Annotated in this window: 30 protein-coding genes; 1 reads left to right on the plus strand and 29 read right to left on the minus strand. The window is 68.7% G+C overall.

Annotation, left to right across the window (positions count from 1 at the left end; translation table 11 throughout):
* Positions 1–44: 44 nt before the first annotated feature.
* From ACF1ED_RS25150 to gdhA, 26 genes are all read right to left on the minus strand, one after another.
* Positions 45–692: an adenylate kinase gene (locus ACF1ED_RS25150; protein WP_391764080.1), complete on the minus strand. Its 648-nt coding sequence runs from the start codon at positions 690–692 to the stop codon at positions 45–47.
* Positions 692–2,011, minus strand: coding sequence for a preprotein translocase subunit SecY (secY, locus tag ACF1ED_RS25155; RefSeq protein WP_391764082.1), 1,320 nt, complete (start codon positions 2,009–2,011; stop codon positions 692–694). The genes ACF1ED_RS25150 and secY overlap by 1 nt, the downstream gene beginning before the upstream one ends.
* A gap of 217 nt (positions 2,012–2,228) precedes the next feature.
* Positions 2,229–2,684, minus strand: coding sequence for a 50S ribosomal protein L15 (gene rplO / locus ACF1ED_RS25160; protein ID WP_030494264.1), 456 nt, complete (start codon positions 2,682–2,684; stop codon positions 2,229–2,231).
* A 2-nt stretch (positions 2,685–2,686) separates the two neighbouring features.
* Entirely contained in the window at positions 2,687–2,869 is a 183-nt protein-coding gene (rpmD, locus tag ACF1ED_RS25165) for a 50S ribosomal protein L30 (protein WP_005313525.1), read from the minus strand.
* Positions 2,869–3,474 (minus strand): 30S ribosomal protein S5, encoded by a 606-nt coding sequence (gene rpsE, locus ACF1ED_RS25170; RefSeq protein WP_030201551.1) that lies wholly within the window; start codon positions 3,472–3,474, stop codon positions 2,869–2,871. Before rpsE ends, rpmD begins: the two co-directional genes overlap by 1 nt.
* A gap of 45 nt (positions 3,475–3,519) precedes the next feature.
* Complete coding sequence (rplR, locus tag ACF1ED_RS25175) at positions 3,520–3,903, minus strand: 50S ribosomal protein L18 (protein ID WP_360308990.1); 384 nt, start codon at positions 3,901–3,903, stop codon at positions 3,520–3,522.
* A gap of 3 nt (positions 3,904–3,906) precedes the next feature.
* The gene (rplF, locus tag ACF1ED_RS25180) at positions 3,907–4,446 is read right to left on the minus strand and encodes a 50S ribosomal protein L6 (protein WP_043230278.1); all 540 of its coding nucleotides are present in this window, start codon (positions 4,444–4,446) and stop codon (positions 3,907–3,909) included.
* Between the two features lie 20 nt (positions 4,447–4,466).
* Complete coding sequence (gene rpsH, locus ACF1ED_RS25185) at positions 4,467–4,865, minus strand: 30S ribosomal protein S8 (RefSeq protein WP_030759363.1); 399 nt, start codon at positions 4,863–4,865, stop codon at positions 4,467–4,469.
* A 223-nt stretch (positions 4,866–5,088) separates the two neighbouring features.
* A complete protein-coding gene (locus tag ACF1ED_RS25190; protein ID WP_003956452.1) occupies positions 5,089–5,274 on the minus strand; it encodes a type Z 30S ribosomal protein S14 in 186 nt (61 codons plus the stop codon).
* A gap of 5 nt (positions 5,275–5,279) precedes the next feature.
* Positions 5,280–5,837 (minus strand): 50S ribosomal protein L5, encoded by a 558-nt coding sequence (gene rplE, locus ACF1ED_RS25195; RefSeq protein WP_106979021.1) that lies wholly within the window; start codon positions 5,835–5,837, stop codon positions 5,280–5,282.
* Entirely contained in the window at positions 5,834–6,145 is a 312-nt protein-coding gene (gene rplX / locus ACF1ED_RS25200; protein WP_030759367.1) for a 50S ribosomal protein L24, read from the minus strand. The genes rplE and rplX overlap by 4 nt, the downstream gene beginning before the upstream one ends.
* 2 nt (positions 6,146–6,147) lie before the next feature.
* Positions 6,148–6,516 carry a 50S ribosomal protein L14 gene (gene rplN / locus ACF1ED_RS25205; protein WP_003956455.1) on the minus strand — a complete coding sequence of 123 codons (369 nt, stop codon included), beginning with the start codon at positions 6,514–6,516 and terminating at the stop codon, positions 6,148–6,150.
* Positions 6,517–6,621: 105 nt separating this feature from the next.
* Entirely contained in the window at positions 6,622–6,903 is a 282-nt protein-coding gene (gene rpsQ / locus ACF1ED_RS25210) for a 30S ribosomal protein S17 (protein WP_024755411.1), read from the minus strand.
* Positions 6,903–7,127, minus strand: a complete 225-nt coding sequence (gene rpmC, locus ACF1ED_RS25215; protein ID WP_030494258.1) for a 50S ribosomal protein L29 — start codon at positions 7,125–7,127, stop codon at positions 6,903–6,905. The genes rpsQ and rpmC overlap by 1 nt, the downstream gene beginning before the upstream one ends.
* Positions 7,127–7,546: a 50S ribosomal protein L16 gene (gene rplP / locus ACF1ED_RS25220; protein ID WP_015035580.1), complete on the minus strand. Its 420-nt coding sequence runs from the start codon at positions 7,544–7,546 to the stop codon at positions 7,127–7,129. The genes rpmC and rplP overlap by 1 nt, the downstream gene beginning before the upstream one ends.
* 5 nt (positions 7,547–7,551) lie before the next feature.
* Positions 7,552–8,382 carry a 30S ribosomal protein S3 gene (gene rpsC / locus ACF1ED_RS25225; RefSeq protein WP_030759375.1) on the minus strand — a complete coding sequence of 277 codons (831 nt, stop codon included), beginning with the start codon at positions 8,380–8,382 and terminating at the stop codon, positions 7,552–7,554.
* Positions 8,382–8,729, minus strand: coding sequence for a 50S ribosomal protein L22 (gene rplV, locus ACF1ED_RS25230; RefSeq protein ID WP_004571827.1), 348 nt, complete (start codon positions 8,727–8,729; stop codon positions 8,382–8,384). The genes rpsC and rplV overlap by 1 nt, the downstream gene beginning before the upstream one ends.
* A 44-nt stretch (positions 8,730–8,773) precedes the next feature.
* Entirely contained in the window at positions 8,774–9,055 is a 282-nt protein-coding gene (gene rpsS / locus ACF1ED_RS25235; RefSeq protein ID WP_043230274.1) for a 30S ribosomal protein S19, read from the minus strand.
* 12 nt (positions 9,056–9,067) lie between these two features.
* Complete coding sequence (gene rplB, locus ACF1ED_RS25240; RefSeq protein WP_043230273.1) at positions 9,068–9,904, minus strand: 50S ribosomal protein L2; 837 nt, start codon at positions 9,902–9,904, stop codon at positions 9,068–9,070.
* 39 nt (positions 9,905–9,943) lie between these two features.
* Positions 9,944–10,261, minus strand: coding sequence for a 50S ribosomal protein L23 (rplW, locus tag ACF1ED_RS25245; protein ID WP_030759382.1), 318 nt, complete (start codon positions 10,259–10,261; stop codon positions 9,944–9,946).
* The gene (rplD, locus tag ACF1ED_RS25250; RefSeq protein WP_351845842.1) at positions 10,261–10,911 is read right to left on the minus strand and encodes a 50S ribosomal protein L4; all 651 of its coding nucleotides are present in this window, start codon (positions 10,909–10,911) and stop codon (positions 10,261–10,263) included. Before rplD ends, rplW begins: the two co-directional genes overlap by 1 nt.
* Positions 10,912–10,915: 4 nt before the next feature.
* On the minus strand, positions 10,916–11,560 hold the full coding sequence (gene rplC / locus ACF1ED_RS25255) for a 50S ribosomal protein L3 (protein ID WP_043230269.1): 645 nt from the start codon (positions 11,558–11,560) through the stop codon (positions 10,916–10,918).
* A gap of 11 nt (positions 11,561–11,571) precedes the next feature.
* Positions 11,572–11,880, minus strand: a complete 309-nt coding sequence (gene rpsJ, locus ACF1ED_RS25260) for a 30S ribosomal protein S10 (RefSeq protein ID WP_003948644.1) — start codon at positions 11,878–11,880, stop codon at positions 11,572–11,574.
* A 437-nt stretch (positions 11,881–12,317) separates the two neighbouring features.
* Positions 12,318–13,565 carry an RNA polymerase sigma factor gene (locus ACF1ED_RS25265; protein WP_391764088.1) on the minus strand — a complete coding sequence of 416 codons (1,248 nt, stop codon included), beginning with the start codon at positions 13,563–13,565 and terminating at the stop codon, positions 12,318–12,320.
* Positions 13,562–13,924 (minus strand): YciI family protein, encoded by a 363-nt coding sequence (locus ACF1ED_RS25270; RefSeq protein WP_391764090.1) that lies wholly within the window; start codon positions 13,922–13,924, stop codon positions 13,562–13,564. Before ACF1ED_RS25270 ends, ACF1ED_RS25265 begins: the two co-directional genes overlap by 4 nt.
* A 138-nt stretch (positions 13,925–14,062) precedes the next feature.
* Positions 14,063–15,421 (minus strand): NADP-specific glutamate dehydrogenase, encoded by a 1,359-nt coding sequence (gene gdhA / locus ACF1ED_RS25275; RefSeq protein WP_391764482.1) that lies wholly within the window; start codon positions 15,419–15,421, stop codon positions 14,063–14,065.
* Between the two features lie 191 nt (positions 15,422–15,612).
* Between gdhA and ACF1ED_RS25280 the strand changes: the two genes are divergently transcribed.
* The gene (locus ACF1ED_RS25280) at positions 15,613–17,697 is read left to right on the plus strand and encodes a PIG-L family deacetylase (RefSeq protein ID WP_391764092.1); all 2,085 of its coding nucleotides are present in this window, start codon (positions 15,613–15,615) and stop codon (positions 17,695–17,697) included.
* A 127-nt stretch (positions 17,698–17,824) separates the two neighbouring features.
* On the opposite strand, the gene tuf is transcribed toward ACF1ED_RS25280, so the two are convergent.
* The 3 genes from tuf to rpsG form a co-directional block, all read right to left on the minus strand.
* On the minus strand, positions 17,825–19,018 hold the full coding sequence (gene tuf, locus ACF1ED_RS25285) for an elongation factor Tu (RefSeq protein ID WP_043230265.1): 1,194 nt from the start codon (positions 19,016–19,018) through the stop codon (positions 17,825–17,827).
* Positions 19,019–19,162: 144 nt separating this feature from the next.
* Positions 19,163–21,289 carry an elongation factor G gene (fusA, locus tag ACF1ED_RS25290; RefSeq protein WP_391764094.1) on the minus strand — a complete coding sequence of 709 codons (2,127 nt, stop codon included), beginning with the start codon at positions 21,287–21,289 and terminating at the stop codon, positions 19,163–19,165.
* Between the two features lie 39 nt (positions 21,290–21,328).
* Positions 21,329–21,799: a 30S ribosomal protein S7 gene (gene rpsG, locus ACF1ED_RS25295; protein ID WP_030494244.1), complete on the minus strand. Its 471-nt coding sequence runs from the start codon at positions 21,797–21,799 to the stop codon at positions 21,329–21,331.

Genomic DNA, 21,799 nt, shown 5'->3' on the forward strand with positions numbered 1-21,799 from the left:
GGCGCCCGTCAGGGGCACCGCGGCCGTATCGCGTGAGCGTGGGGTTACTTCTTCAGCGCGTCCATCGCCCGCGCCGTGACCTCGTCCACCTTGCCGAGCGCCGAGATCGTCACGACCAGGTTCTGCGCCCGGTAGTAGTCGATGATCGGCTCGGTCTGCGTGTGGTAGACCTCCAGGCGGGTGCGGACGGTCTCCTCGGAGTCGTCCGCGCGCTGGTAGAGCTCGCCGCCACAGGTGTCGCAGACGCCCTCGGTCTTGGGGGCGTTGTACTCGACGTGGAAGACGTGCGCGGAGTCGTTGCGGCAGATGCGGCGACCCGCGATCCGCTTCACGACCTCGTCCTCGGGGACCTCCAGGTCCAGAACCGCGTCCAGCTGCATGTCGTCGGCCTTGAGCACGACATCCAGGGCCTCGGCCTGAGCCACGTTGCGCGGGAACCCGTCGAGCAGGAAGCCGTTCGCGGCGTCCGTCTGCTCCATACGGTCCTTGGCCATCCCGATGGTCACCTCGTCCGGGACGAGCTCGCCCCGGTCCATGTAACCCTTGGCCTCCAGGCCCAGCGCCGTGCCCTGCGAGATGTTGGCACGGAACAGGTCACCCGTGGAGATGTGGGGGATGTCCAGGTTCTTGGCGAGGAACGCGGCCTGCGTTCCCTTGCCGGCCCCGGGCGGTCCGACGAGGACGATTCGCATCAGCGGAGGAACCCTTCGTAATTGCGCTGCTGGAGCTGGCTCTCGATCTGCTTCACGGTCTCCAGCCCCACACCCACGATGATCAGGATGCTCGTCCCGCCGAACGGGAAGTTGGCATTGGCACCGCCGAAGCCTGCCAACGCCATCGTCGGCACAAGAGCGATCAGACCCAAGTACAGCGAGCCCGGCCAAGTGATCCGGTTGAGCACGTAGCTCAGGTACTCGGCAGTAGGTCGACCAGCCCGGATACCCGGGATGAAGCCACCATACTTCTTCATGTTGTCGGCGACTTCCTCGGGGTTGAACGAGATCGCCACGTAGAAGAAGGCGAAGAACACGATCAGGAGGAAGTACGTCGCGATGTAGTAGGGGTGGTCACCCTTGACGAAGTGGGCTTCGATCCAGGTCTTCCAGCCCGCGGTGGAGCTGGAGAACTGCGCGATCAGCGCCGGGATGTAGAGCAGCGACGAGGCGAAGATGACAGGAATCACACCTGCCTGGTTCACCTTCAACGGGATGTAAGTGGACGTACCGCCGTACGACCTGCGGCCGATCATGCGCTTCGCGTACTGCACCGGGATCCGGCGCTGGGCCTGCTCGACGAAGACGACGAGGGCCACCATCACGAAGCCGATGAGGATGACGGTGCCGAACTCGATCCAGCCCTGGGCGAGCTTGCCGCTCTCCTTGATGGCCCACAGGGCGCCCGGGAAGCCGGCGGCGATCGAGATGAACATCAGGATCGACATGCCGTTGCCGATGCCGCGGTCGGTGATGAGCTCGCCGAGCCACATCACGATGGCGGTACCCGCGGTCATGGTGATGACCATGACGGCGATGGTGAAGATCGTGGGGTTCGGGACGACCTGGTCGGCGACGCTGCAGCCGCTGAAGAGGGCGCCGCTCTTGGCGGTGGCCACGAGGCCCGTGCCCTGGAGGATCGCCAGCGCGATCGTCAGGTAGCGGGTGTACTGCGTGATCTTCGCCGTACCGCTCTGGCCCTCCTTCTTGAGGGCTTCCAGTCGCGGGATCACGACGGTGAGCAGCTGCAGGATGATGCTCGCCGTGATGTACGGCATGATGCCGAGCGCGAAGATGGTGATCTGCAGCAGTGCGCCGCCACTGAACATGTTCACCAGGCCGAACAGGCTGTTGTTGCCTTCGCGCGCCTGGTCCACGCACATCTGGACGGCCTCGTACTTGACGCCCGGCACGGGGATGTGGGCCCCGAGGCGGTACAGCACGATGATCGCCAGCGTGAAGAGCAGCTTCTTGCGCAGGTCGGGCGTCTTGAACGCCCGGGCGAAGCCGGTGAGCACGGTGCCTCCTGCGACCCCCGCGCTATGCGTCAGAGGTGACGGTCTTGAGATTCGATAAGGACTGATGGATATCGGTCCCGGCTCCCGCGGTCTATACCGCATGAGCATGGACGGTGCACGCCACCTTACCGGCGACCATGCCCCCCTAGGAACGACCAACCGGGGATGCCCCTTTTGAGAGGCATCCCCGGTCGGATGTTCAGGCCATCGAGTCGTCTCAGACGAGCTCGGTGACGGTGCCGCCGGCGGCGGCGATCTTCTCCTTGGCGGAGCCGGAGACGGCGTCGACCGTCACCTGCAGCGCCACGGAGACCTCGCCGGTGCCGAGCACCTTGACGAGCTGGTTCTTACGAACCGCACCCTTGGCGACCAGATCGGCCACCGTGACCTCGCCACCCTGCGGGTAGAGCGCGGCCAGCTTGTCCAGGTTCACGACCTGGTACTCGGTGCGGAACGGGTTCTTGAAGCCCTTGAGCTTCGGGAGACGCATGTGGAGGGGCATCTGGCCACCCTCGAAGCGCTCCGGAACCTGGTAACGGGCCTTGGTGCCCTTGGTACCACGACCGGCCGTCTTACCCTTCGACGCCTCACCACGACCCACACGGGTCTTGGCGGTCTTGGCGCCCGGGGCGGGACGGAGGTTGTGGATCTTGAGCGGGTTGTTCTCCGCCATGATCAGTCGACCTCCTCAACCGTCACGAGGTGGCGGACGGTGTGCACCATTCCGCGGAACTCGGGGCGGTCCTCCTTGACGACCACGTCGTTCAGGCGCTTGAGCCCGAGCGAACGCAGCGTGTCGCGGTGGTTCTGCTTGCTGCCGATGTACGACTTCGTCTGCGTGATCTTGAGGCGAGCCATTACGCACCCGCTCCCGCACGCGCACGAAGCAGAGCCGCGGGGGCGACGTCCTCGAGCGGCAGACCACGGCGAGCCGCGATCTCCTCGGGACGCTGCAGGCCCTTGAGGGCCTCCACGGTCGCGTGCACGATGTTGATCGCGTTGTCGGAGCCGAGCGACTTCGACAGGATGTCGTGAACGCCGGCGCACTCGAGCACGGCACGCACCGGGCCACCGGCGATAACGCCGGTACCGGGGGACGCCGGCTTGAGCAGGACGACGCCCGCGGCCTTCTCACCCTGGATGGGGTGGGGGATGGTGCCCTGGATGCGGGGGACCTTGAAGAAGTGCTTCTTGGCCTCCTCAACACCCTTGGCGATGGCGGCCGGCACCTCCTTGGCCTTGCCGTAACCGACACCCACGGTGCCGTCACCGTCGCCCACCACGACCAGCGCGGTGAAGCTGAAACGACGACCACCCTTGACAACCTTGGCGACGCGGTTGATCGCGACTACACGCTCAACGTACGCGGTCTTCTCGGCGGCGGCAGCGCCACCGTCGCGGCCCTTCCGGTCCCGCCGCTCGCCGCCACCGGCACCGCTGCCGCGGCGCTGGGGTCCAGCCATTGGATTACCTCTCTCTGTTACGTCCGTTAGTCCCGGAACCGGGGCTTAGAACTTCAGCCCGGCTTCGCGGGCGGCGTCAGCCAGAGCGGCAATGCGCCCGGCGTACCTGTTGCCACCACGGTCGAACACGACGGCCTCGACACCGGCGGCCTTGGCGCGCTCGGCGACCAGGGCGCCGACCTGCTGGGCCTGCGAGGACTTGGAGCCCTCGCCGCCGCGGACGGAGGCGTCCAGGTGGGACGCCGACGCCACGGTGTGGCCCTTCAGGTCATCGATGACCTGCGCGGTGATGCCGCGGTTGGAACGCGTCACGACGAGGCGCGGACGCTCCGCCGTACCCGACACGCTCTTGCGGATGCGCAGGTGACGACGCGCCTTCGCGGCGCGCTTGTAAGCGTCGCCCTTGGCGATCTTGACACCGTATGCCATGGCTTACTTACCAGCCTTTCCGACCTTGCGGCGGATGACCTCGCCGGCGTACTTGACGCCCTTGGCCTTGTACGGGTCGGGCTTCCGCAGCTTGCGGATGTTCGCCGCGACCTCGCCGACCTTCTGCTTGTCGATGCCCTCGACCGAGAACTTGGTCGGGGACTCGACCTTGAACGAGATGCCCTCGGGAGCCTCGATCAGGATCGGGTGGCTGTAACCGAGCTGGAACTCCAGACCGGAGCCCTTCGCGGCCACGCGGTAACCGACACCGCTGATCTCGAGCGCCTTGACGTATCCCTGGGTCACACCGGTGATCATGTTGGCCACCAGCGTGCGGGACAGGCCGTGGAGGGCCTTGTTCTGACGCTCGTCGTTCGGACGGGTGACGTTGAGCACGCCCTCCTCGCCCTTAACGATCTCGATCGGCGCGGCGACGGTGTGGCTCAGGGTGCCCTTGGAACCCTTGACCGTGACCGTGCGGCCCTCGATGGTGACGTCCACGCCGGCGGGAACCGTGATGGGGAGCTTGCCGATTCGCGACATTGCTATTCCTCCGTTCCCGACTACCAGACGTAGGCGAGGACTTCCCCACCCACGCCCTTCTTCTGCGCCTGCTGGCCGGTCAGGAGACCGTGGGACGTGGAGATGATCGCCACGCCCAGGCCGCCGAGGACCTTCGGCAGGTTGGTGGACTTCGCGTAAACCCGGAGGCCCGGCTTCGAGATCCGCTTGATGCCCGCGATGGAGCGCTCACGGTTCGGACCGAACTTGAGGTCGACGACGAGGTTCTTGCCGACCTCGGCGTCCTCGACCTTCCAGCCGGTGATGAAGCCCTCCTGCTGGAGGATTTCCGCGATGTGCGACTTGATCTTGCTGTGCGGCATCGTCACGGTGTCGTGGTACGCCGAGTTCGCGTTACGCAGACGCGTGAGCATGTCTGCGATCGGATCAGTCATGGTCATGAATTGGCCTTCGGCCTCTCTCGCCGGGGTTTCCTGGTGCACCATCCCTCTCCCCGATCCGAGACGGGGCGGGTGCGGTGCGGTGGACCTACGGCGTAGTAAGTCGTAAGGGCGGCGGACGCCCAACCCCACTAGCCTAAGCCATGCGGGGAGGGGAGTCCGCCATCCCAATGCTTACCGAGAGACTCCGGTCATTCACCAACGCCCAATGGGCGAAGGGGAATTACCAGGAGCTCTTGGTCACGCCCGGCAGCTCGCCACGGTGAGCCATCTCACGAAGGCACACGCGGCAGAGGCCGAACTTGCGGTACACGGAGTGGGGGCGGCCGCAACGCTGGCAGCGGGTGTACGCACGCACACCGAACTTGGGCTTGCGGGCAGCCTTCGCGATCAGAGCCTTCTTCGCCATCTCGCTTACGCCTCCTTGAACGGGAAGCCGAGGTGACGGAGAAGCGCGCGGCCCTCGTCGTCGTTGGTCGCCGTGGTGACCACGGTGATGTCCATACCCCGGGTACGGTCGATCTTGTCCTGGTCGATCTCGTGGAACATGACCTGCTCCGTGAGACCGAAGGTGTAGTTGCCACGGCCGTCGAACTGCTTCGGGGACAGGCCGCGGAAGTCGCGGATGCGCGGCAGCGCGAGCGACAGGGTGCGGTCCAGGAACTCCCACATGCGGTCGCCACGGAGCGTGACGTGGGCACCGATCGGCTGACCCTCACGCAGCTTGAACTGCGCGATGGACTTGCGGGCCTTGGTGACGGCCGGCTTCTGACCGGTGATCGTGGTGAGGTCGCGGATCGCGCCCTCGATCAGCTTCGAGTCACGGGCGGCGTCGCCGACACCCATGTTGACCACGATCTTCACGAGGCCGGGGATCTGCATGACGTTCTCGTACTTGAACTCGTCACGCAGCTTGCCCGCGATCTCCTCGCGGTACTTCGTCTTGAGACGCGGAGTGGTGGTAGCCATCAGATGTCCTCACCCGTCCGCTTGGCAACGCGGATCTTGTTGCCCTCGTCGTCGAAGCGGAAACCGACACGCGTGACGACCTTCTTGCCGTCCTTCTCCACGACCAGCTGGACGTTGGAGACGTGGACCGGCGCCTCGGTGGTCACGATGCCGCCGGCCTGGTTGGGGCCGGCCTTCGTGTGCTTCTTGACCCGGTTGACACCCTCGACCAGAACGCGGGACTCGGCGGGGTAGGCCGCGATGACCTTGCCCTGCTTGCCCTTGTCCTTGCCGGTGATGACCTGGACCAGGTCGCCCTTCTTGATCTTCATGCTTACAGCACCTCCGGCGCGAGCGAGATGATCTTCATGAACTTCTTCTCGCGCAGCTCACGGCCGACCGGGCCGAAGATACGGGTGCCACGAGGGTCGCCGTCGTTCTTGAGAATGACAGCGGCGTTCTCGTCGAAGCGGATGTACGAGCCGTCCTGGCGGCGGCGCTCCTTGACGGTGCGAACGATGACCGCCTTGACGACGTCACCCTTCTTCACGTTGCCACCGGGGATCGCGTCCTTGACGGTGGCGACGATGACGTCACCGATGCCCGCGTAGCGGCGACCCGAGCCACCGAGAACACGGATGCAAAGGATCTCCTTGGCACCAGTGTTGTCGGCGACGCGAAGTCGCGACTCCTGCTGGATCACGTCTATCTCCTGATTGTCTGCCGGTTCCCGGCGGGGGCCGCTGGTCGATCAGCGGTCCCCACCGAGCCTGGCGGAACTGTTCCTAGGGGGTCCCCCTAGGAGGGATTACTTGGCCTTCTCGAGGATCTCGACGACGCGCCAGTGCTTCGTCGACGACAGCTTCCGGGTCTCCATCAGGAGGACGCGGTCGCCGATGCCGGCAGCGTTCTGCTCGTCGTGAGCCTTGAGCTTGTTCGTACGGCGGATGACCTTGCCGTACAGCGCGTGCTTGACGCGGTCCTCGACGGCGACGACGACGGTCTTGTCCATCTTGTCGCTGACGACCAGGCCCTCGCGGACCTTGCGAGCGTTGCGCTCGGTCTTCTCAGTCACGTTGCTCTCGCTCATCAGGCGTTCTCCACCGTCTCAATGCCGAGCTCACGCTCTCGCATGAGGGTGTAGATCCGGGCGATGTCCTTACGGACCGCCCGAAGACGGCCGTGGTTCTCGAGCTGGCCCGTCGCCGCCTGGAAGCGGAGGTTGAACAGCTCTTCCTTGGCCTCGCGGAGCTTGGCGACAAGCTCCTCGTTGCCCAGCTCGCGCAGCTCGGACGCCTTGGTACCGGCCGACATCACAGCTCACCTGCCTCGCGCTTAACGATCTTGCACTTCATCGGCAGCTTGTGAGCCGCACGAGTCAGAGCCTCACGCGCGATCTTCTCGTTCGGGTAGGACAGCTCGAACATCACCCGACCGGGCTTGACGTTCGCGATCCACCACTCCGGGGAACCCTTACCGGAACCCATGCGGGTCTCGGCAGGCTTCTTCGTGAGCGGGCGGTCCGGGTAGATGTTGATCCAGACCTTGCCGCCACGCTTGATGTGGCGGGTCATCGCGATACGCGCGGCCTCGATCTGACGGTTGGTCACGTACGCCGGCGTGAGGGCCTGAATGCCGTACTCGCCGAACGCGACCTGCGTGCCACCCTTGCTCATGCCCGAGCGCTTGGGGTGGTGCTGCTTGCGGTGCTTGACCCTACGGGGGATCAGCATGTCGGTCAGGCCTCCGTTCCGGTGCTCTCAGCAGCCGGAGCGGCGGCGGCCTCGGCCTTGGGGGCCTCGGCAGCGGGAGCCTGCTGCGGCTTGCGACCGCGACCGCCACGCTCGCCACCGCGGCCACCGCGGCCGGCCGGACGGTCAGCGCCGCCACGGGCCGGGCGGTTGCCCGCGCGGGCAGCAGCGTTCTCGGCGCGGACCTCGGCGATGTTCTTGACGTCGCCCTTGTAGATCCAGACCTTCACGCCGATGCGGCCGAAGGTCGTCTTGGCCTCGAAGAAGCCGTACTCGACGTTCGCGCGGAGCGTGTGCAGCGGCACACGACCCTCGCGGTAGAACTCCGAGCGGGACATCTCGGCGCCGCCGAGACGGCCACCACACTGGATCTTGATGCCCTTGGCGCCGGCCTTCATGGCGGACTGCATGCTCTTGCGCATGGCCCGACGGAAGGAGACGCGGGAGGAGAGCTGCTCGGCGACGGCCTGGGCCACGAGCTGAGCGTCGACCTCGGGGTTCTTGACCTCGAGGATGTTCAGCTGGACCTGCTTGCCGGTCAGCTTCTCCAGCTGGCCGCGGATCTTGTCGGCCTCGGCGCCACGGCGACCGATGACAATGCCCGGGCGAGCGGTGTGGATGTCCACGCGGACGCGGTCGCGGGTGCGCTCGATCTCAACCTTCGAGATGCCGGCGCGCTCCATGCCGGACGTCAGCATCCGACGGATGGCGACGTCTTCCTTGACGTAGTCCTTGTACAGCTTGTCGGCGTACCAGCGGGACTTGAAGTCCGTGGTGATGCCGAGCCGGAACCCATGCGGGTTAACCTTCTGGCCCATTACCGGGTTCCTTCCTTGCTGCTGACGACCACGGTGATGTGGCTGGTCCGCTTGCGGATCCGGTAGGCACGGCCCTGGGCACGCGGACGGAACCGCTTCAGGGTCGGACCCTCGTCGACGTACGCCTCGCTGATGACCAGCGAAGAGGCGTCCGTGTGGTCGTAGTTGTGCGCGGCGTTGGCAATGGCGCTGTCGAGCACCTTGCCGACCGGCACGGAGGCTGCCTGCGGAGCGAATCGCAGAACAGCCTGAGCCTCCGTGGCGTCCATGCCACGGATCAGGTCCACCACGCGGCGGGCCTTCATGGGCGTGACGCGGATGTACCGCGCCTGGGCCCTGGCTTCCATGGTTGTCCCTCTCAGTTACTTACGTGTCTGAATGCGATCCGCTACTAGCGGCGCTTCGACTTCCGGTCGTCCTTGACGTGGCCCCGGAAGGTACGCGTCGGCGAGAACTCGCCGAGCTTGTGACCGACCATCGACTCGGTGACGAACACCGGGACGTGGGTCTTGCCGTTGTGCACCGCGATCGTGTGCCCGAGCATCGCCGGGATGATCATGGAGCGACGGGACCAGGTCTTGATGACGTTCTTGGTACCGGCCTCGTTCTGAGCGTCCACCTTCTTGATGAGGTGGCCGTCGACGAAGGGTCCCTTCTTGAGACTGCGCGGCATCTAAACCCGCTCCTAGCGCTTCTTGTTCGTCTTGCGGCGGCGGACGATGTACTTGCTCGAAGCCTTCTTCGGCGAGCGAGTACGACCCTCCTTCTGACCCCACGGGGAGACCGGGTGGCGACCACCGGAGGTCTTGCCCTCACCACCACCGTGCGGGTGGTCAACCGGGTTCATCGCCACACCGCGAACGGTCGGACGGACGCCCAGCCAGCGCTTGCGGCCGGCCTTGCCCCAGTTGATGTTCGACTGCTCGGCGTTGCCGACCTCGCCGATGGTGGCGCGGCAGCGGGCGTCGACCAGACGGATCTCACCGGACGGCATGCGGAGGTGGGCCATCGTGCCCTCCTTCGCCAGCAGCTGCACGGAGGCACCCGCGGAGCGGGCGAACTTGGCGCCGCCACCGGGACGGAGCTCGATCGCGTGGATCGTGGTACCGACCGGGATGTTGCGGAGCGCCAGGTTGTTGCCGGGCTTGATGTCCGCGCCGGGGCCGTTCTCGACGCGGTCACCCTGCGTCAGACCCTTGGGAGCGATGATGTAGCGCTTCTCGCCGTCCATGTAGTGGAGCAGCGCGATGCGCGCGGTGCGGTTCGGGTCGTACTCGATGTGAGCGACCTTGGCCGGCACGCCGTCCTTGTCGTGACGACGGAAGTCGATCACGCGGTAGGCGCGCTTGTGTCCGCCACCCTGGTGGCGAACGGTGATCCGGCCGGTGTTGTTACGGCCGCCCTTGCTGTGCAGGGGGCGGACCAGCGACTTCTCCGGCGTGGACCGCGTGATCTCGACGAAGTCGGCTACGGAGGAGCCACGACGGCCCGGCGTAGTCGGCTTGTACTTGCGGATACCCATTTCTCAGTCCTCGTCCGATATCGGACGACTCGACCGCCGTCAGGCGGTCGGGCCGCCGAAGATGTCGATTCGGTTGCCCTCAGCAAGGGTCACGATGGCGCGCTTGGTGTTGGCGCGCTTGCCGAAACCGGTGCGGGTGCGCTTGCGCTTGCCCTGGCGGTTGATCGTGTTGACCCCGGTGACCTTGACCGAGAAGACCGCTTCGACGGCCTGCTTGATCTGGGTCTTGTTGGAGCCGGGCGCGACGATGAACGTGTACTTGTTCTCGTCGAGCAGGGCGTAGCTCTTCTCGGAGACAACCGGCTTGACGAGGACGTCGCGCGGGTCCGTGAAGGTCTTGCTGGTGATCTCGGCCATCAGGCTTCGTTCCCCTCGTTGTCGTCGGCCTTGGGGCCAGACACGAAGGACTCGAGGGCGGCCTGGGTGAAGACCACGTCGTCGGATCGCATCACGTCGTACGTGTTCAGCTGGCCCGGCTCCAGGATGTGCACCTGGGGCAGGTTGCGGGCGGACAGCCACGCGGCCTCGTCGGAGCGCTCGGCGACCAGGAGCAGGTTCTTGCGCTCCGAGATCTTGCCGAACAGCGTCTTGGCGGCCTTGGTGGAGATGCCACCCTCGACCACGCCGGTGACGACGTGGATGCGGGAGTGGTTCGCCCGGTCGGAGAGGGCACCGCGGAGGGCGGCGGCCTTCATCTTCTTCGGGGTCCGCTGCGAGTAGTCACGCGGCACGGGACCGTGCACGACGCCACCACCGGCGAACTGCGGGGCGCGGGTCGAACCCTGACGGGCGCGGCCGGTGCCCTTCTGGCGGTACGGCTTCTTGCCACCACCGCGGACCTCGCCACGCGTCTTGGTCTTGTGGGTGCCCTGGCGGGCGGCCGCAAGCTGCGCGACGACGACCTGGTGGATCAGCGGGACGCTGACCTTGGCGTCGAAGATCTCGGCCGGGAGCTCGACGGTCCCGGTCTTGTCGCCGGAGGGCGACAGAATGTCAATGGTGCTCATATCCTCAGGCCCCCTTGGCCGCGGTGCGGACCAGGACGAGGCCGCCGTTCGGACCAGGAACCGCACCCTTGATCAGGAGCAGGCCCTTCTCCGCGTCAACGGCGTGAACGGTCAGGTTCTGGGTGGTCACGCGCTCGTTGCCCATGCGGCCGGCCATGCGCATGCCCTTGAAGACGCGGCCCGGGGTGGCGCAGCCACCGATCGAACCCGGCTTGCGGTGCACGCGGTGGGCACCGTGGGAGGCCTTGCCACCACGGAAGTTGTGGCGCTTCATGACACCGGCGAAGCCCTTGCCCTTGCTCTTGCCGGTCACGTCGACCTTGATGCCCGCCTCGAAGACCTCGGCGGTGATCTCCTGGCCGAGGGTGTACTCGCTGGCGTCAGCGGTACGCAGCTCGACGAGGTGACGGCGCGGGGTGACGTCGGCCTTGGCGAAGTGGCCCTTGAGGGGCTTGTTCACCTTGCGCGGGTCGATCTCGCCGAAGGCGATCTGGACCGACTCGTAACCGTCGACGTCGTTCGTACGCACCTGGGTCACGACATTCGGGCCGGCCTTGACGACGGTCACCGGGACGACCCGGTTGTTCTCGTCCCAGACCTGCGTCATGCCGAGCTTCTCGCCCAGGATGCCCTTGATGTTCTTAGCCATCTCGCGCGCCCTCAGAGCTTGATCTCGATGTCGACACCGGCCGGCAGGTCGAGACGCATGAGCGAGTCGACGGTCTTCGGCGTGGGGTCGAGGATGTCGATGAGGCGCTTGTGCGTGCGCATCTCGAAGTGCTCGCGCGAGTCCTTGTACTTGTGCGGCGACTTGATGACGCAGTACACGTTCTTCTCAGTGGGCAGCGGCACCGGGCCCGCGACCGACGCACCAGTGCGCGTCACCGTCTCGACGATCTTCTTCGCCGAGGAGTCGATGACCTCGTGGTCGTAGGCCTTGAGCCGGATGCGGATCTTCTGTCCCGCCATGGCTACTCCGTAGTCCTGTCTTGTCGTTAAACGCTCTGGAACCCGGCGGATTCGCGTCCTCCTCCGACCCACGCGGTCGGGCGTGTCGCACTCCCTCTACGAAGAAGTCCCGAAGGATTTCCCAACCAAGGGGGTGCGGGCCGAGGACCGCGGAACGGGGGTGAACACCCACCGGGCGCCTGGCTGGTACCCCGCTGACACTTCCCGGAAGATTCCCGTACGTCCGCTCCTGAGAAGGAGCGACGAGTACTGTGGGACTCGCTTCCGGTCCCCCCGACGGGAGGCGCGCAGCATCGGCACTCAACCGAGCAACCCCGCTAGTCTGCCATACCGCCCCTGCGGCCCGCCAATCGGGTCGAAGACTGTACCCCACGTCACGTTCGGGTACACGCAGGGGCCGAGCGGGCTTCCGGACGCCCCGGTACCGCCCCGGCGGGTCAGGACCGGTCCAGCCGGCGGGCGCGCTCCGTGAGGTGACGGCGCTCCGGCGCGCTCGTGGTGCGCCGGGCGGCCTCGCGGTAGGCCGCCGCCGCGGCCCCGGCGTCCCCGGACAGCTCCAGGAGATGGGCCCGGGTGGCCTGCAGCCGGTGGTGGCGGGCCAGCCGCTTGTCGGCGGCCAGCGTGTCGAGCAGCTCCAGACCGGCCCGCGGGCCGTGCACCATGGCGACGGCCACCGCGCGGTTCAGGGTCACCATCGGGTTGGGGCCCGCCCGCTCCAGGAGTTCGTACAGGGCGAGGATCTGCGGCCAGTCGGTCGCCTCCGCCGACTCCGCCTCGTCGTGCACCGCCGCGATCGCCGCCTGGATCTGGTACGGGCCCACCCGCCCGCGCGGGAGGGTGCGGCTGATCAGGGCGATGCCCTCGGCCAGCGGGGCGGCGGCCCAGCGGCTCCGGTCCTGCTCCGCCAGCGGGACCAGCTCGCCGTGCGGGCCCGTGCGGGCCGGGCGGCGGGCGTCGGTGAGCAGCATCAGGGCCAGCAGCCCCGCCGTCTCGGTGTCCTCGGGGACGAGCCGGTGCAGCAGCCGGGCCAGCCGGATCGCCTCCGCGGACAGCCCGGGCGCGGTCAGCTCCTCGCCGCCGCTCGCCGTGTAGCCCTCGTTGAAGACCAGGTACAGCACGTGCCGGACCTCCGCGAGCCGGGCGGTGCGGTCCTCGCCCTCCGGCAGCGCGAGGGAGTCCCCCGCCTCCCGGACCGTCTGCTTGGCGCGGCTGATCCGCTGCGCCATCGTCGCCTCCGGCACCAGGAACGCGGCGGCGATCTGCGCGGTGGTGAGACCGCCGACCGCCCGCAGGGTGAGCGCGATCCGGCTGGGCGGCGACAGGTCCCGGTGGCAGCAGAGGAAGAGCAGGGCGAGCGAGTCGTCCGCGGCCTCCTGCCCCGCCTCGTCGGCGGCGGGCGCGAGCAGCTCGGCCGCCGGGGTGGCGAGGGCCACGGTGTCCTCGCGCCGCCGGCGGGCGGCCTCGCCGCGCACCTGGTCGACGTACTTGCGGTGGGCGACGGTCAGCAGCCAGCTCCCCGGCCGCCCGGGCACGCCCTGCTCCGGCCACTGCCGGGCGGCCGCGATCAGCGCCTCCTGGACGGCGTCCTCGCAGCCGTAGAAGTCGCCGTGGCGGCGGACGAGCGCGCCGAGGACCCGCGGGGCGCTCGCCCGCAGCAGGTCCTCGACGCCGGCCGGCTCGCTCACACGTCCGCCGCGGACTCGTGCAGGACCGGCCACAGCTCCACCGGGTCCACGTCTGCGAAGGGCATGTCCGCGGCGATCTGCTGGGCCCGCTCCGGGGACTCGCAGTCCAGGAGGTAGAAGCTGGCCAGGTACTCCTTGGTCTCCAGGTAGGGCCCGTCGGTGACGGCCGGGGCGCCGCCCTCGCGGCGGACCAGCCGGACGGCGGCGGCGTCGGCGAGGCCGTAGGCGCCGATCAGTTCGCCGGTCTCCCGGTACTTCCGGTTGAAGGCCTCCTGGCGGGCGATCGCCTCCGGCCACGCCTCGGCGGGGAACGCGTCCCACTTGGCCTGGTTGCCGTAGATCATCGCGACGTACTTCATCTCGGGTGTCCTCCCCTGCCCCGCGCGCCTCTTCCGGCGCGCTGTCACCCTAGGGTCGGAGCCGCCGCGACGATCTCGACACCGCCCGGAAAGACCTTCGGAGAAAATCTTTCCGGGCTGCGCCGGGGGTGTGCGGGGTCAGATCACGCCCTGCGCCAGCATCGCGTCCGCGACCCGCTCGAAGCCGGCGATGTTGGCTCCGGTGACGTAGTCGCCGGGGGCGCCGTACCGCTCGGCGGTCTCGTGGCAGGTGCGGTGGATGTCGGTCATGATCCCGGCCAGCTCCTCCTCGACCCGGGCCGCGGTCCAGGACGTGCGGGAGTGGTTCTGGGCCATCTCCAGGGCGCTGACCGCGACGCCGCCCGCGTTGGCGGCCTTGCCGGGGCCGAAGGCGACGCCGGCCCGCTGGAGGAGGTGGACGGCCTCGGCGGTGGTGGGCATGTTGGCGCCCTCGGCGACGGCCTTCACGCCGTTGCGGACCAGCGCGGCGGCGTCGTTCTCGTCGAGCTCGTTCTGGGTCGCGGACGGCAGGGCGACGTCGGCGGGGACCTCCCAGACGCGGCCGCCGGGCACGAAGCGGGCGGAGGCGCCGCGCCGCTCGGCGTAGTCGGCGACCCGGCCGCGCTCGACCTCCTTGATCTGCTTGAGCAGGCCGAGGTCGATGCCCTTGTCGTCGTAGACGTAGCCGCTGGAGTCGGAGCAGGTCAGCGGGTTGGCGCCGAGGGCGAGCAGCTTCTCGATCGTGTACAGCGCCACGTTCCCGGAGCCGGAGACGACGGCGGTCTGGCCCTCCAGGTCCTCGCCGCGCTCGCGGAGCATGGCGGCGGCGAAGAGCACGCTGCCGTAGCCGGTGGCCTCGGGGCGGATGGCGGAGCCGCCCCAGCCGGTGCCCTTGCCGGTGAGGACGCCGGCCTCCCAGCGGTTGGTGATGCGGCGGTACTGGCCGAAGAGGTAGCCGATCTCCCGGCCGCCGACGCCGATGTCGCCGGCGGGGACGTCGGTGTGCTCGCCGAGGTGGCGGTACAGCTCGGTCATGAAGGACTGGCAGAAGCGCATGACCTCGGCGTCGCTGCGGCCGTGCGGGTCGAAGTCGCTGCCGCCCTTGCCGCCGCCGATGCCGAGGCCGGTGAGGGCGTTCTTGAAGATCTGCTCGAAGCCGAGGAACTTGACGATGCCGAGGTTCACCGAGGGGTGGAAGCGCAGGCCGCCCTTGTAGGGGCCGAGCGCGCTGTTGAACTCGACGCGGAAGCCGCGGTTGACGTGCGTGCGGCCGCGGTCGTCCTGCCACGGGACGCGGAAGACGATCTGCCGCTCGGGCTCGACGAGCCGCTCCAGCAGGCCGGGCTCGGCGTACTCGGGGCGGGCGGCGAGCACCGGCGCGAGGGAGTCGAGCACCTCGTGGACGGCCTGGTGGAACTCGGGCTGGGCCGGGTTGCGGTCCTCGATCCCGACGCGCAGGGCGTCGAGGGCGGACCGGGCGGCGGTGGTCTCGGCGATGGGACGGGACGGCACGGAGTACCCCCTTCTGGCACGGCTGTGCGCGCCAGGGAAGCGGTGCGGTGCTCGGCGCCGTTGCCGAGCGTTGACGGGCGGCGTCCTCGCGCGCCCCCGCACCTGGGGACCGCCGCCGGACGAAGTGTTACATCCATGTGAATGCAGGCACCAGCAAGCATTCCCCTCCGTCCGGCATGCGAGACGGCGCCGGGCCCGCGCGGCGGGTCCGGGCGCGACGGGCAACCCCGCTCCCCCGACGCCCGTCTTCCCGGGGACCGACCCCGGGGGAAGGGCCAACCGCCGTGCACCGACCGTCCCGCCGCACGCTGCTGGCGACCGCCGTGAGCACGGCGCTGGCCGCGGGCTGCTCCGTACCCGCTCCGCGACGGACCTCGCCGGCCGCGGACCCGGCGCCGGGCAGGCCGTTCGCCGGCGGGGAGCCGGGCCGGGCGCTGCTGCTCCAGCTCGTCGCGCACCCCGACGACGACCTGTACTTCATGAACCCGGACGCGCAGCGGCTGCTCGACGGCGGGGTGCCGGTGGTCTCCGTCTACGTGACGGCCGGCGAGCACACCGGCGTCAACCGGATCAAGGGCATGCCGGAGACGGCGCCGGACCGGGCCGCGTACTCCTCCGCCCGCCGCCAGGGCCTGCGGCAGAGCTACGCGCGGGCGCTCGGCCTGCCGCTCTTCACGCCGTGGCGGCGCGAGGCGCTGGCGCTCGGCGGCGGGCGGACGGCCGAGCGGGCGGTCCTGGCGCACGGCGGGCGCCGGGTCGAGCTGGTCTTCCTGGACCTGCCGATGCACACCCCGCGCCGGTACACGGCGCTGCCCGCGCTGTGGGAGGACCGGGCCCTGGAGCTGGCGGCGCACCGCTCGGCGGGCTCGCCGGCCGTGCGCCCGGGGGCGTACGACCACGACGGCCTGGTGGCGGCCCTGACCGGGCTGCTGCGGCGCTACCGGCCCACCGTGGTGCACACCCTCGACCCGGACCCGGACGTGCAGCCGGGCGACGACGCGGCCCGCCGCCGGGACTCCGAGCAGCCGGGCTTCTCCGACCACGGGGACCACACGGCGGCGGCCTGCTTCGGCTGGGCGGCGCTGGTCCGCTGGGTGGCCGAGGAGGTGCGGGCGGGGGCGCCGGTGCCGGTCTTCACGGCGACCGCCTTCCGCGGCTACTACAACCGGCACTGGCCGAAGAACCTGCCGCCCGGGGTGCTGGCGGGGAAGGCAGCCCGGCTGGTGCCCTACGGCGGCGATCCGGCCTGGGAGTGCGGGAACCCCTCCGGGTGCGGCGACTACGGCGTGGGCGGCGACCGGCCGCTGACCAACCGCAAGGGCTGGGTCCGCTCCACCCACCACCGCTGGCCGGGCGGGGCGCTGCGGCTCGCCGCGGAGCCGGACGGGCGGCTCGCCGCCTACGGGGTGCTGGGGCTGCGCGCGGTGCGCCGGCGGGAGACCTCCCACGGGACGTGGGGCGAGCCGGAGGACCTGGGCGGCGGCCCGCTGGCGCCGGCGCTGGGCTCGGCGGTGCTCGCGGACGGGCGGGTGCTGCTCTTCGGGGTGCGCTTCGCGGCCCTGGAGGGGCGCGGCGGGCCCAACCGGCGGGAGGTGGTCCTCCTGGAGCAGCGCTCCCCCGGCGGGCCGTTCCTGGCCTGGCGGGGGCTCGGCACCCCGGACCGCGGGGCGGACCGCAGCCGCCGGCTGGGCGCGCCGGTGGCGGTGGCCGCCCCGGACGGCCGGGTGCGGCTGTACGTGCGGAACGCGGCGCGGGGCGTCGCCGAGCGGGTCCGGGAGCCGGACGGCGGCTGGGGGCCGTGGCGGGCGCTGCCGGGGGACGCGGTGGTGCAGGACGGCCTCGCCGTCTCGCTGGACGCGGCGGGGCGGACGCACCTGTACGCGGCGGGGCGGGAGTCGGTGCGGCACTGGGTGGACGGCCGGGAGGCTCCGGGCGCGCTGCCGCTGTCGGCCGCGGGGCCGGCGAGCGCGGGCGGCGGGCTCTACCACCGGGCGCCGGCCTCGGCGCGGCTGGTCGGCCCGGACGGCGCCGACGCGGGCCTGGACGGCTACGGGGAGGTGGCGGCGGCGCGCTCGGCCGCGCTGGGCACGGTGCTGCTGGGGAGGGACGTCGCGGGGCGGCTGTGCGTCCGGGCCGGCGGGAGGCTGCGCACCCGTACCGGGGGCCCTGCGGCGGTGGCGGCGGCGCTCCACGTGGACGGCCGCGGCGTGACGGTGGTGGGGCTGGGCGCGGACGGCCGGCTCTGGTCCTGGCGGCCGTAGGCGGTCCCCGGCCGGGCGGGGGCGGCCGTGGGCGGTCCCCGGGAACGCGAGAAGGCCCCGCACCTGACGGTGCGGGGCCTTCCCCTACTGCTCAGCGGCTCCTGCGAGCCACCAGGTCAGTTCGAGATCAGGCGTTGATCTTGACGACCTGGCCGGCGCCGACGGTCCGGCCACCCTCACGGATGGCGAACTTGAGGCCCTCCTCCATGGCGACGGGCTGGATCAGCTCGACGGTCATGGAGGTGTTGTCGCCCGGCATGACCATCTCGGTGCCCTCGGGGAGGGTCACGACGCCGGTCACGTCCGTGGTACGGAAGTAGAACTGCGGGCGGTAGTTGTTGAAGAACGGGGTGTGACGGCCACCCTCGTCCTTCGACAGGATGTACGCCTGGGCCTCGAAGGAGGTGTGCGGCGTGACCGAGCCCGGCTTGATGATGACCTGGCCGCGCTCGACGTCCTCGCGCTTGATGCCACGGAGGAGCAGACCGACGTTCTCACCGGCCTGGCCCTCGTCGAGCAGCTTGCGGAACATCTCGATGCCGGTGACCGTGGTGGTGGTCTTCTCGGTCTTGATGCCGATGATGTCGACGGTCTCGTTGACCTTGAGGACACCACGCTCGATGCGACCGGTGACGACGGTGCCACGACCGGTGATCGTGAAGACGTCCTCGATCGGCATCAGGAACGGCTTGTCGACGTCACGCTCGGGCTGCGGGATGGACTCGTCCACGGCCTTCATGAGGCCGAGGAGCTTCTCGCCCCACTCCTTGTCGCCCTCGAGCGCCTTGAGCGCCGAGACGCGGACGACCGGAAGGTCGTCGCCCGGGAACTCGTACTCGGAGAGGAGCTCACGGACCTCGAGCTCGACGAGCTCCAGGATCTCCTCGTCGTCCACCATGTCGGCCTTGTTCAGGGCGACGACGATGTACGGAACGCCGACCTGGCGGGCCAGGAGCACGTGCTCCTTGGTCTGCGGCATCGGGCCGTCGGTGGCGGCGACCACGAGGATGGCGCCGTCCATCTGCGCGGCACCGGTGATCATGTTCTTGATGTAGTCCGCGTGACCGGGGCAGTCGACGTGGGCGTAGTGACGCTGCTCGGTCTGGTACTCGACGTGCGCGATCGAGATCGTGATACCGCGCTGGCGCTCCTCGGGAGCCTTGTCGATCTGGTCGAAGGCCGAGGCCTCGTTCAGGTCCGGGTACGCGTCGTGCAGCACCTTGGTAATGGCGGCCGTGAGGGTCGTCTTACCGTGGTCGATGTGACCGATGGTGCCGATGTTGACGTGCGGCTTAGTCCGCTCGAACTTCGCCTTCGCCACTGGGGTCCTCCTGGAGTGGTTCTGAACGCCTTGCTTCATCGGCGCCAGGTGATCTTTGCTGGGGTGCCGTCCGGCAGGGGGTATCCCTCTCGGGACGGCCCCCCACCGGTCGGTGTCAAGCCTAAAGCGTGTGGACGCGGTGCGTTACTCGCCCTTGGCCTTCGCGATGATCTCCTCGGCGACGTTCCGCGGAACCTCGGCGTAGGAGTCGAACTGCATCGAGTAGCTTGCGCGACCCGAGGTCTTGCTGCGGAGGTCGCCGACGTAGCCGAACATCTCCGACAGGGGCACGAGGCCCCTCACGATGCGGGCACCGTGACGCTCCTCCATGGCCTGGATCTGGCCACGGCGGGAGTTGATGTCGCCGATGACCTCGCCCATGTAGTCCTCGGGCGTGGTGACCTCGACGGCCATCATCGGCTCAAGGAGCACGGGGGAAGCCTTGCGCGCGGCCTCCTTGAAGGCCTGCGAACCGGCGATCTTGAACGCGAGCTCGGAGGAGTCGACCTCGTGGTAGGCACCGTCGAGAAGGATGACGCGGACGCCAGTCATCTCGTAGCCGGCCAGGATGCCGAACTGCATGGCCTCCTGCGCACCGGCGTCGACCGAAGGGATGTACTCCTTCGGGATGCGGCCACCGGTGACCTTGTTCACGAACTCGTACGACGCCTCGCCGCCCTCGATGGGCTCGATCGCGATCTGCACCTTGGCGAACTGACCGGTACCACCGGTCTGCTTCTTGTGGGTGTAGTCCACGCGCTCGACGGCCTTGCGGATCGTCTCGCGGTACGCGACCTGCGGCTTGCCGACGTTCGCCTCGACCTTGAACTCGCGACGCATGCGGTCGACGAGGATGTCGAGGTGGAGCTCGCCCATGCCACCGATGATGGTCTGGCCGGTCTCCTCGTCCGAGTGGACCTGGAAGGAGGGGTCCTCCTCCGCGAGACGCTGGATGGCGACACCCAGCTTCTCCTGGTCACCCTTGGACTTGGGCTCGATCGCGACCTGGATGACCGGCGCCGGGAAGTCCATGGACTCCAGGATGACCGGGTTCTTCTCGTCGCACAGCGTCTCACCGGTGGTGGTCTGCTTCAGGCCCATGACGGCGACGATGTCGCCGGCGCCCACCGAGTCGATCTCCTCACGCTTGTTCGCGTGCATGCGGTAGATCTTGCCGATGCGCTCCTTCTTGCCCTTGACGGAGTTCAGCACCGCGGTGCCGGCCTCCAGGCGACCGGAGTAGATCCGGACGAAGGTGAGCTTGCCGAGGTGCGGGTCGCTCGCGATCTTGAACGCGAGGGCCGACAGCGGCTCGTCGTCGGACGGCTTGCGCTTGACGACCAGCTCGGCGTCCTTGACGTCGTGGCCCTCGATGGCCTCGACGTCGAGGGGCGACGGCAGGTAGCGGACGACGGCGTCGAGCAGGGGCTGGACGCCCTTGTTCTTGAACGCGGTGCCACAGAACACCGGGGTGACCGTGGTGTCGCCGCCCTTGCCGGAGGCGATGGTGATGCGACGGATCGCGGCGTAGAGCTGCTCCTCCGAGGGCTCCTCGCCCTCGAGGAAGAGCTCCATGAGCTCCTCGTCGTTCTCGGCGACGGCCTCGACCAGCTTGGCGCGGTACTCGTCGGCGAGCTCCTGCTTGTCGGCCGGGATGTCGACGACGTCGTACATCTCGCCCTTGCTCGCCTCGGCGGACCAGACGAGGGCCTTCATCTTCACGAGGTCGATGACGCCCTGGAAGTCGGCCTCGGCACCGATCGGGAGCTGCATCACGATCGGAGTGGCGCCGAGGCGGCTCACGATCATGTCGACACAGCGGAAGAAGTCGGCACCGGTGCGGTCGAGCTTGTTGACGAAGCAGATGCGCGGAACGCCGTAGCGGTCCGCCTGACGCCAGACGGTCTCGGACTGGGGCTCGACACCGGCCACGCCGTCGAACACGGTCACGGCACCGTCGAGCACGCGCAGGGAACGCTCCACCTCGACGGTGAAGTCGACGTGACCCGGCGTGTCGATGATGTTGATCGTGTGGTCGACGTTCTCGAGCGGCCAGTGGCAGGTGGTGGCAGCGGACGTGATCGTGATGCCACGCTCCTGCTCCTGCTCCATCCAGTCCATCGTGGCGGCGCCGTCGTGGACCTCACCGATCTTGTACGAAACGCCGGTGTAGAACAGGATCCGCTCGGTGGTGGTCGTCTTGCCCGCGTCGATGTGGGCCATGATGCCGATGTTGCGCACCTTGGCCAGGTCAAGCGAAGTGGTAGCCATAAGGCTTCAGTCTTCTCTCGGTCTCGATGGGGGTTGCGACTACCAGCGGTAGTGCGCGAAGGCCTTGTTGGACTCGGCCATCTTGTGCGTGTCCTCGCGCTTCTTGACCGAAGCACCCAGGCCGTTCGAGGCGTCCAGGAGCTCGTTCATGAGGCGCTCGGTCATGGTCTTCTCGCGGCGGGCGCGGGAGTAACCGACGAGCCAGCGCAGCGCGAGGGTGGAGGCACGACCGGGCTTGACCTCGATCGGCACCTGGTAGGTGGCGCCACCGACACGGCGGGACTTGACCTCGAGAGCCGGCTTGACGTTCTCGAGGGCGCGCTTCAGCGTGACGACCGGGTCAGCACCGGTCTTCTCGCGCAGGCCCTCCATGGCGCCGTAGACGATGCGCTCAGCGGTGGAGCGCTTGCCGTCGAGCAGGATCTTGTTGATCAGCGACGTGACAAGAGGAGAACCGTAGACCGGGTCGATGATGACCGGGCGCTTCGGGGCGGGGCCCTTACGAGGCAT

The sequence above is a fragment of the Streptomyces sp. NPDC014656 genome (genome assembly GCF_043084305.1).
Classification (GTDB): Bacteria; Actinomycetota; Actinomycetes; order Streptomycetales; family Streptomycetaceae; genus Streptomyces.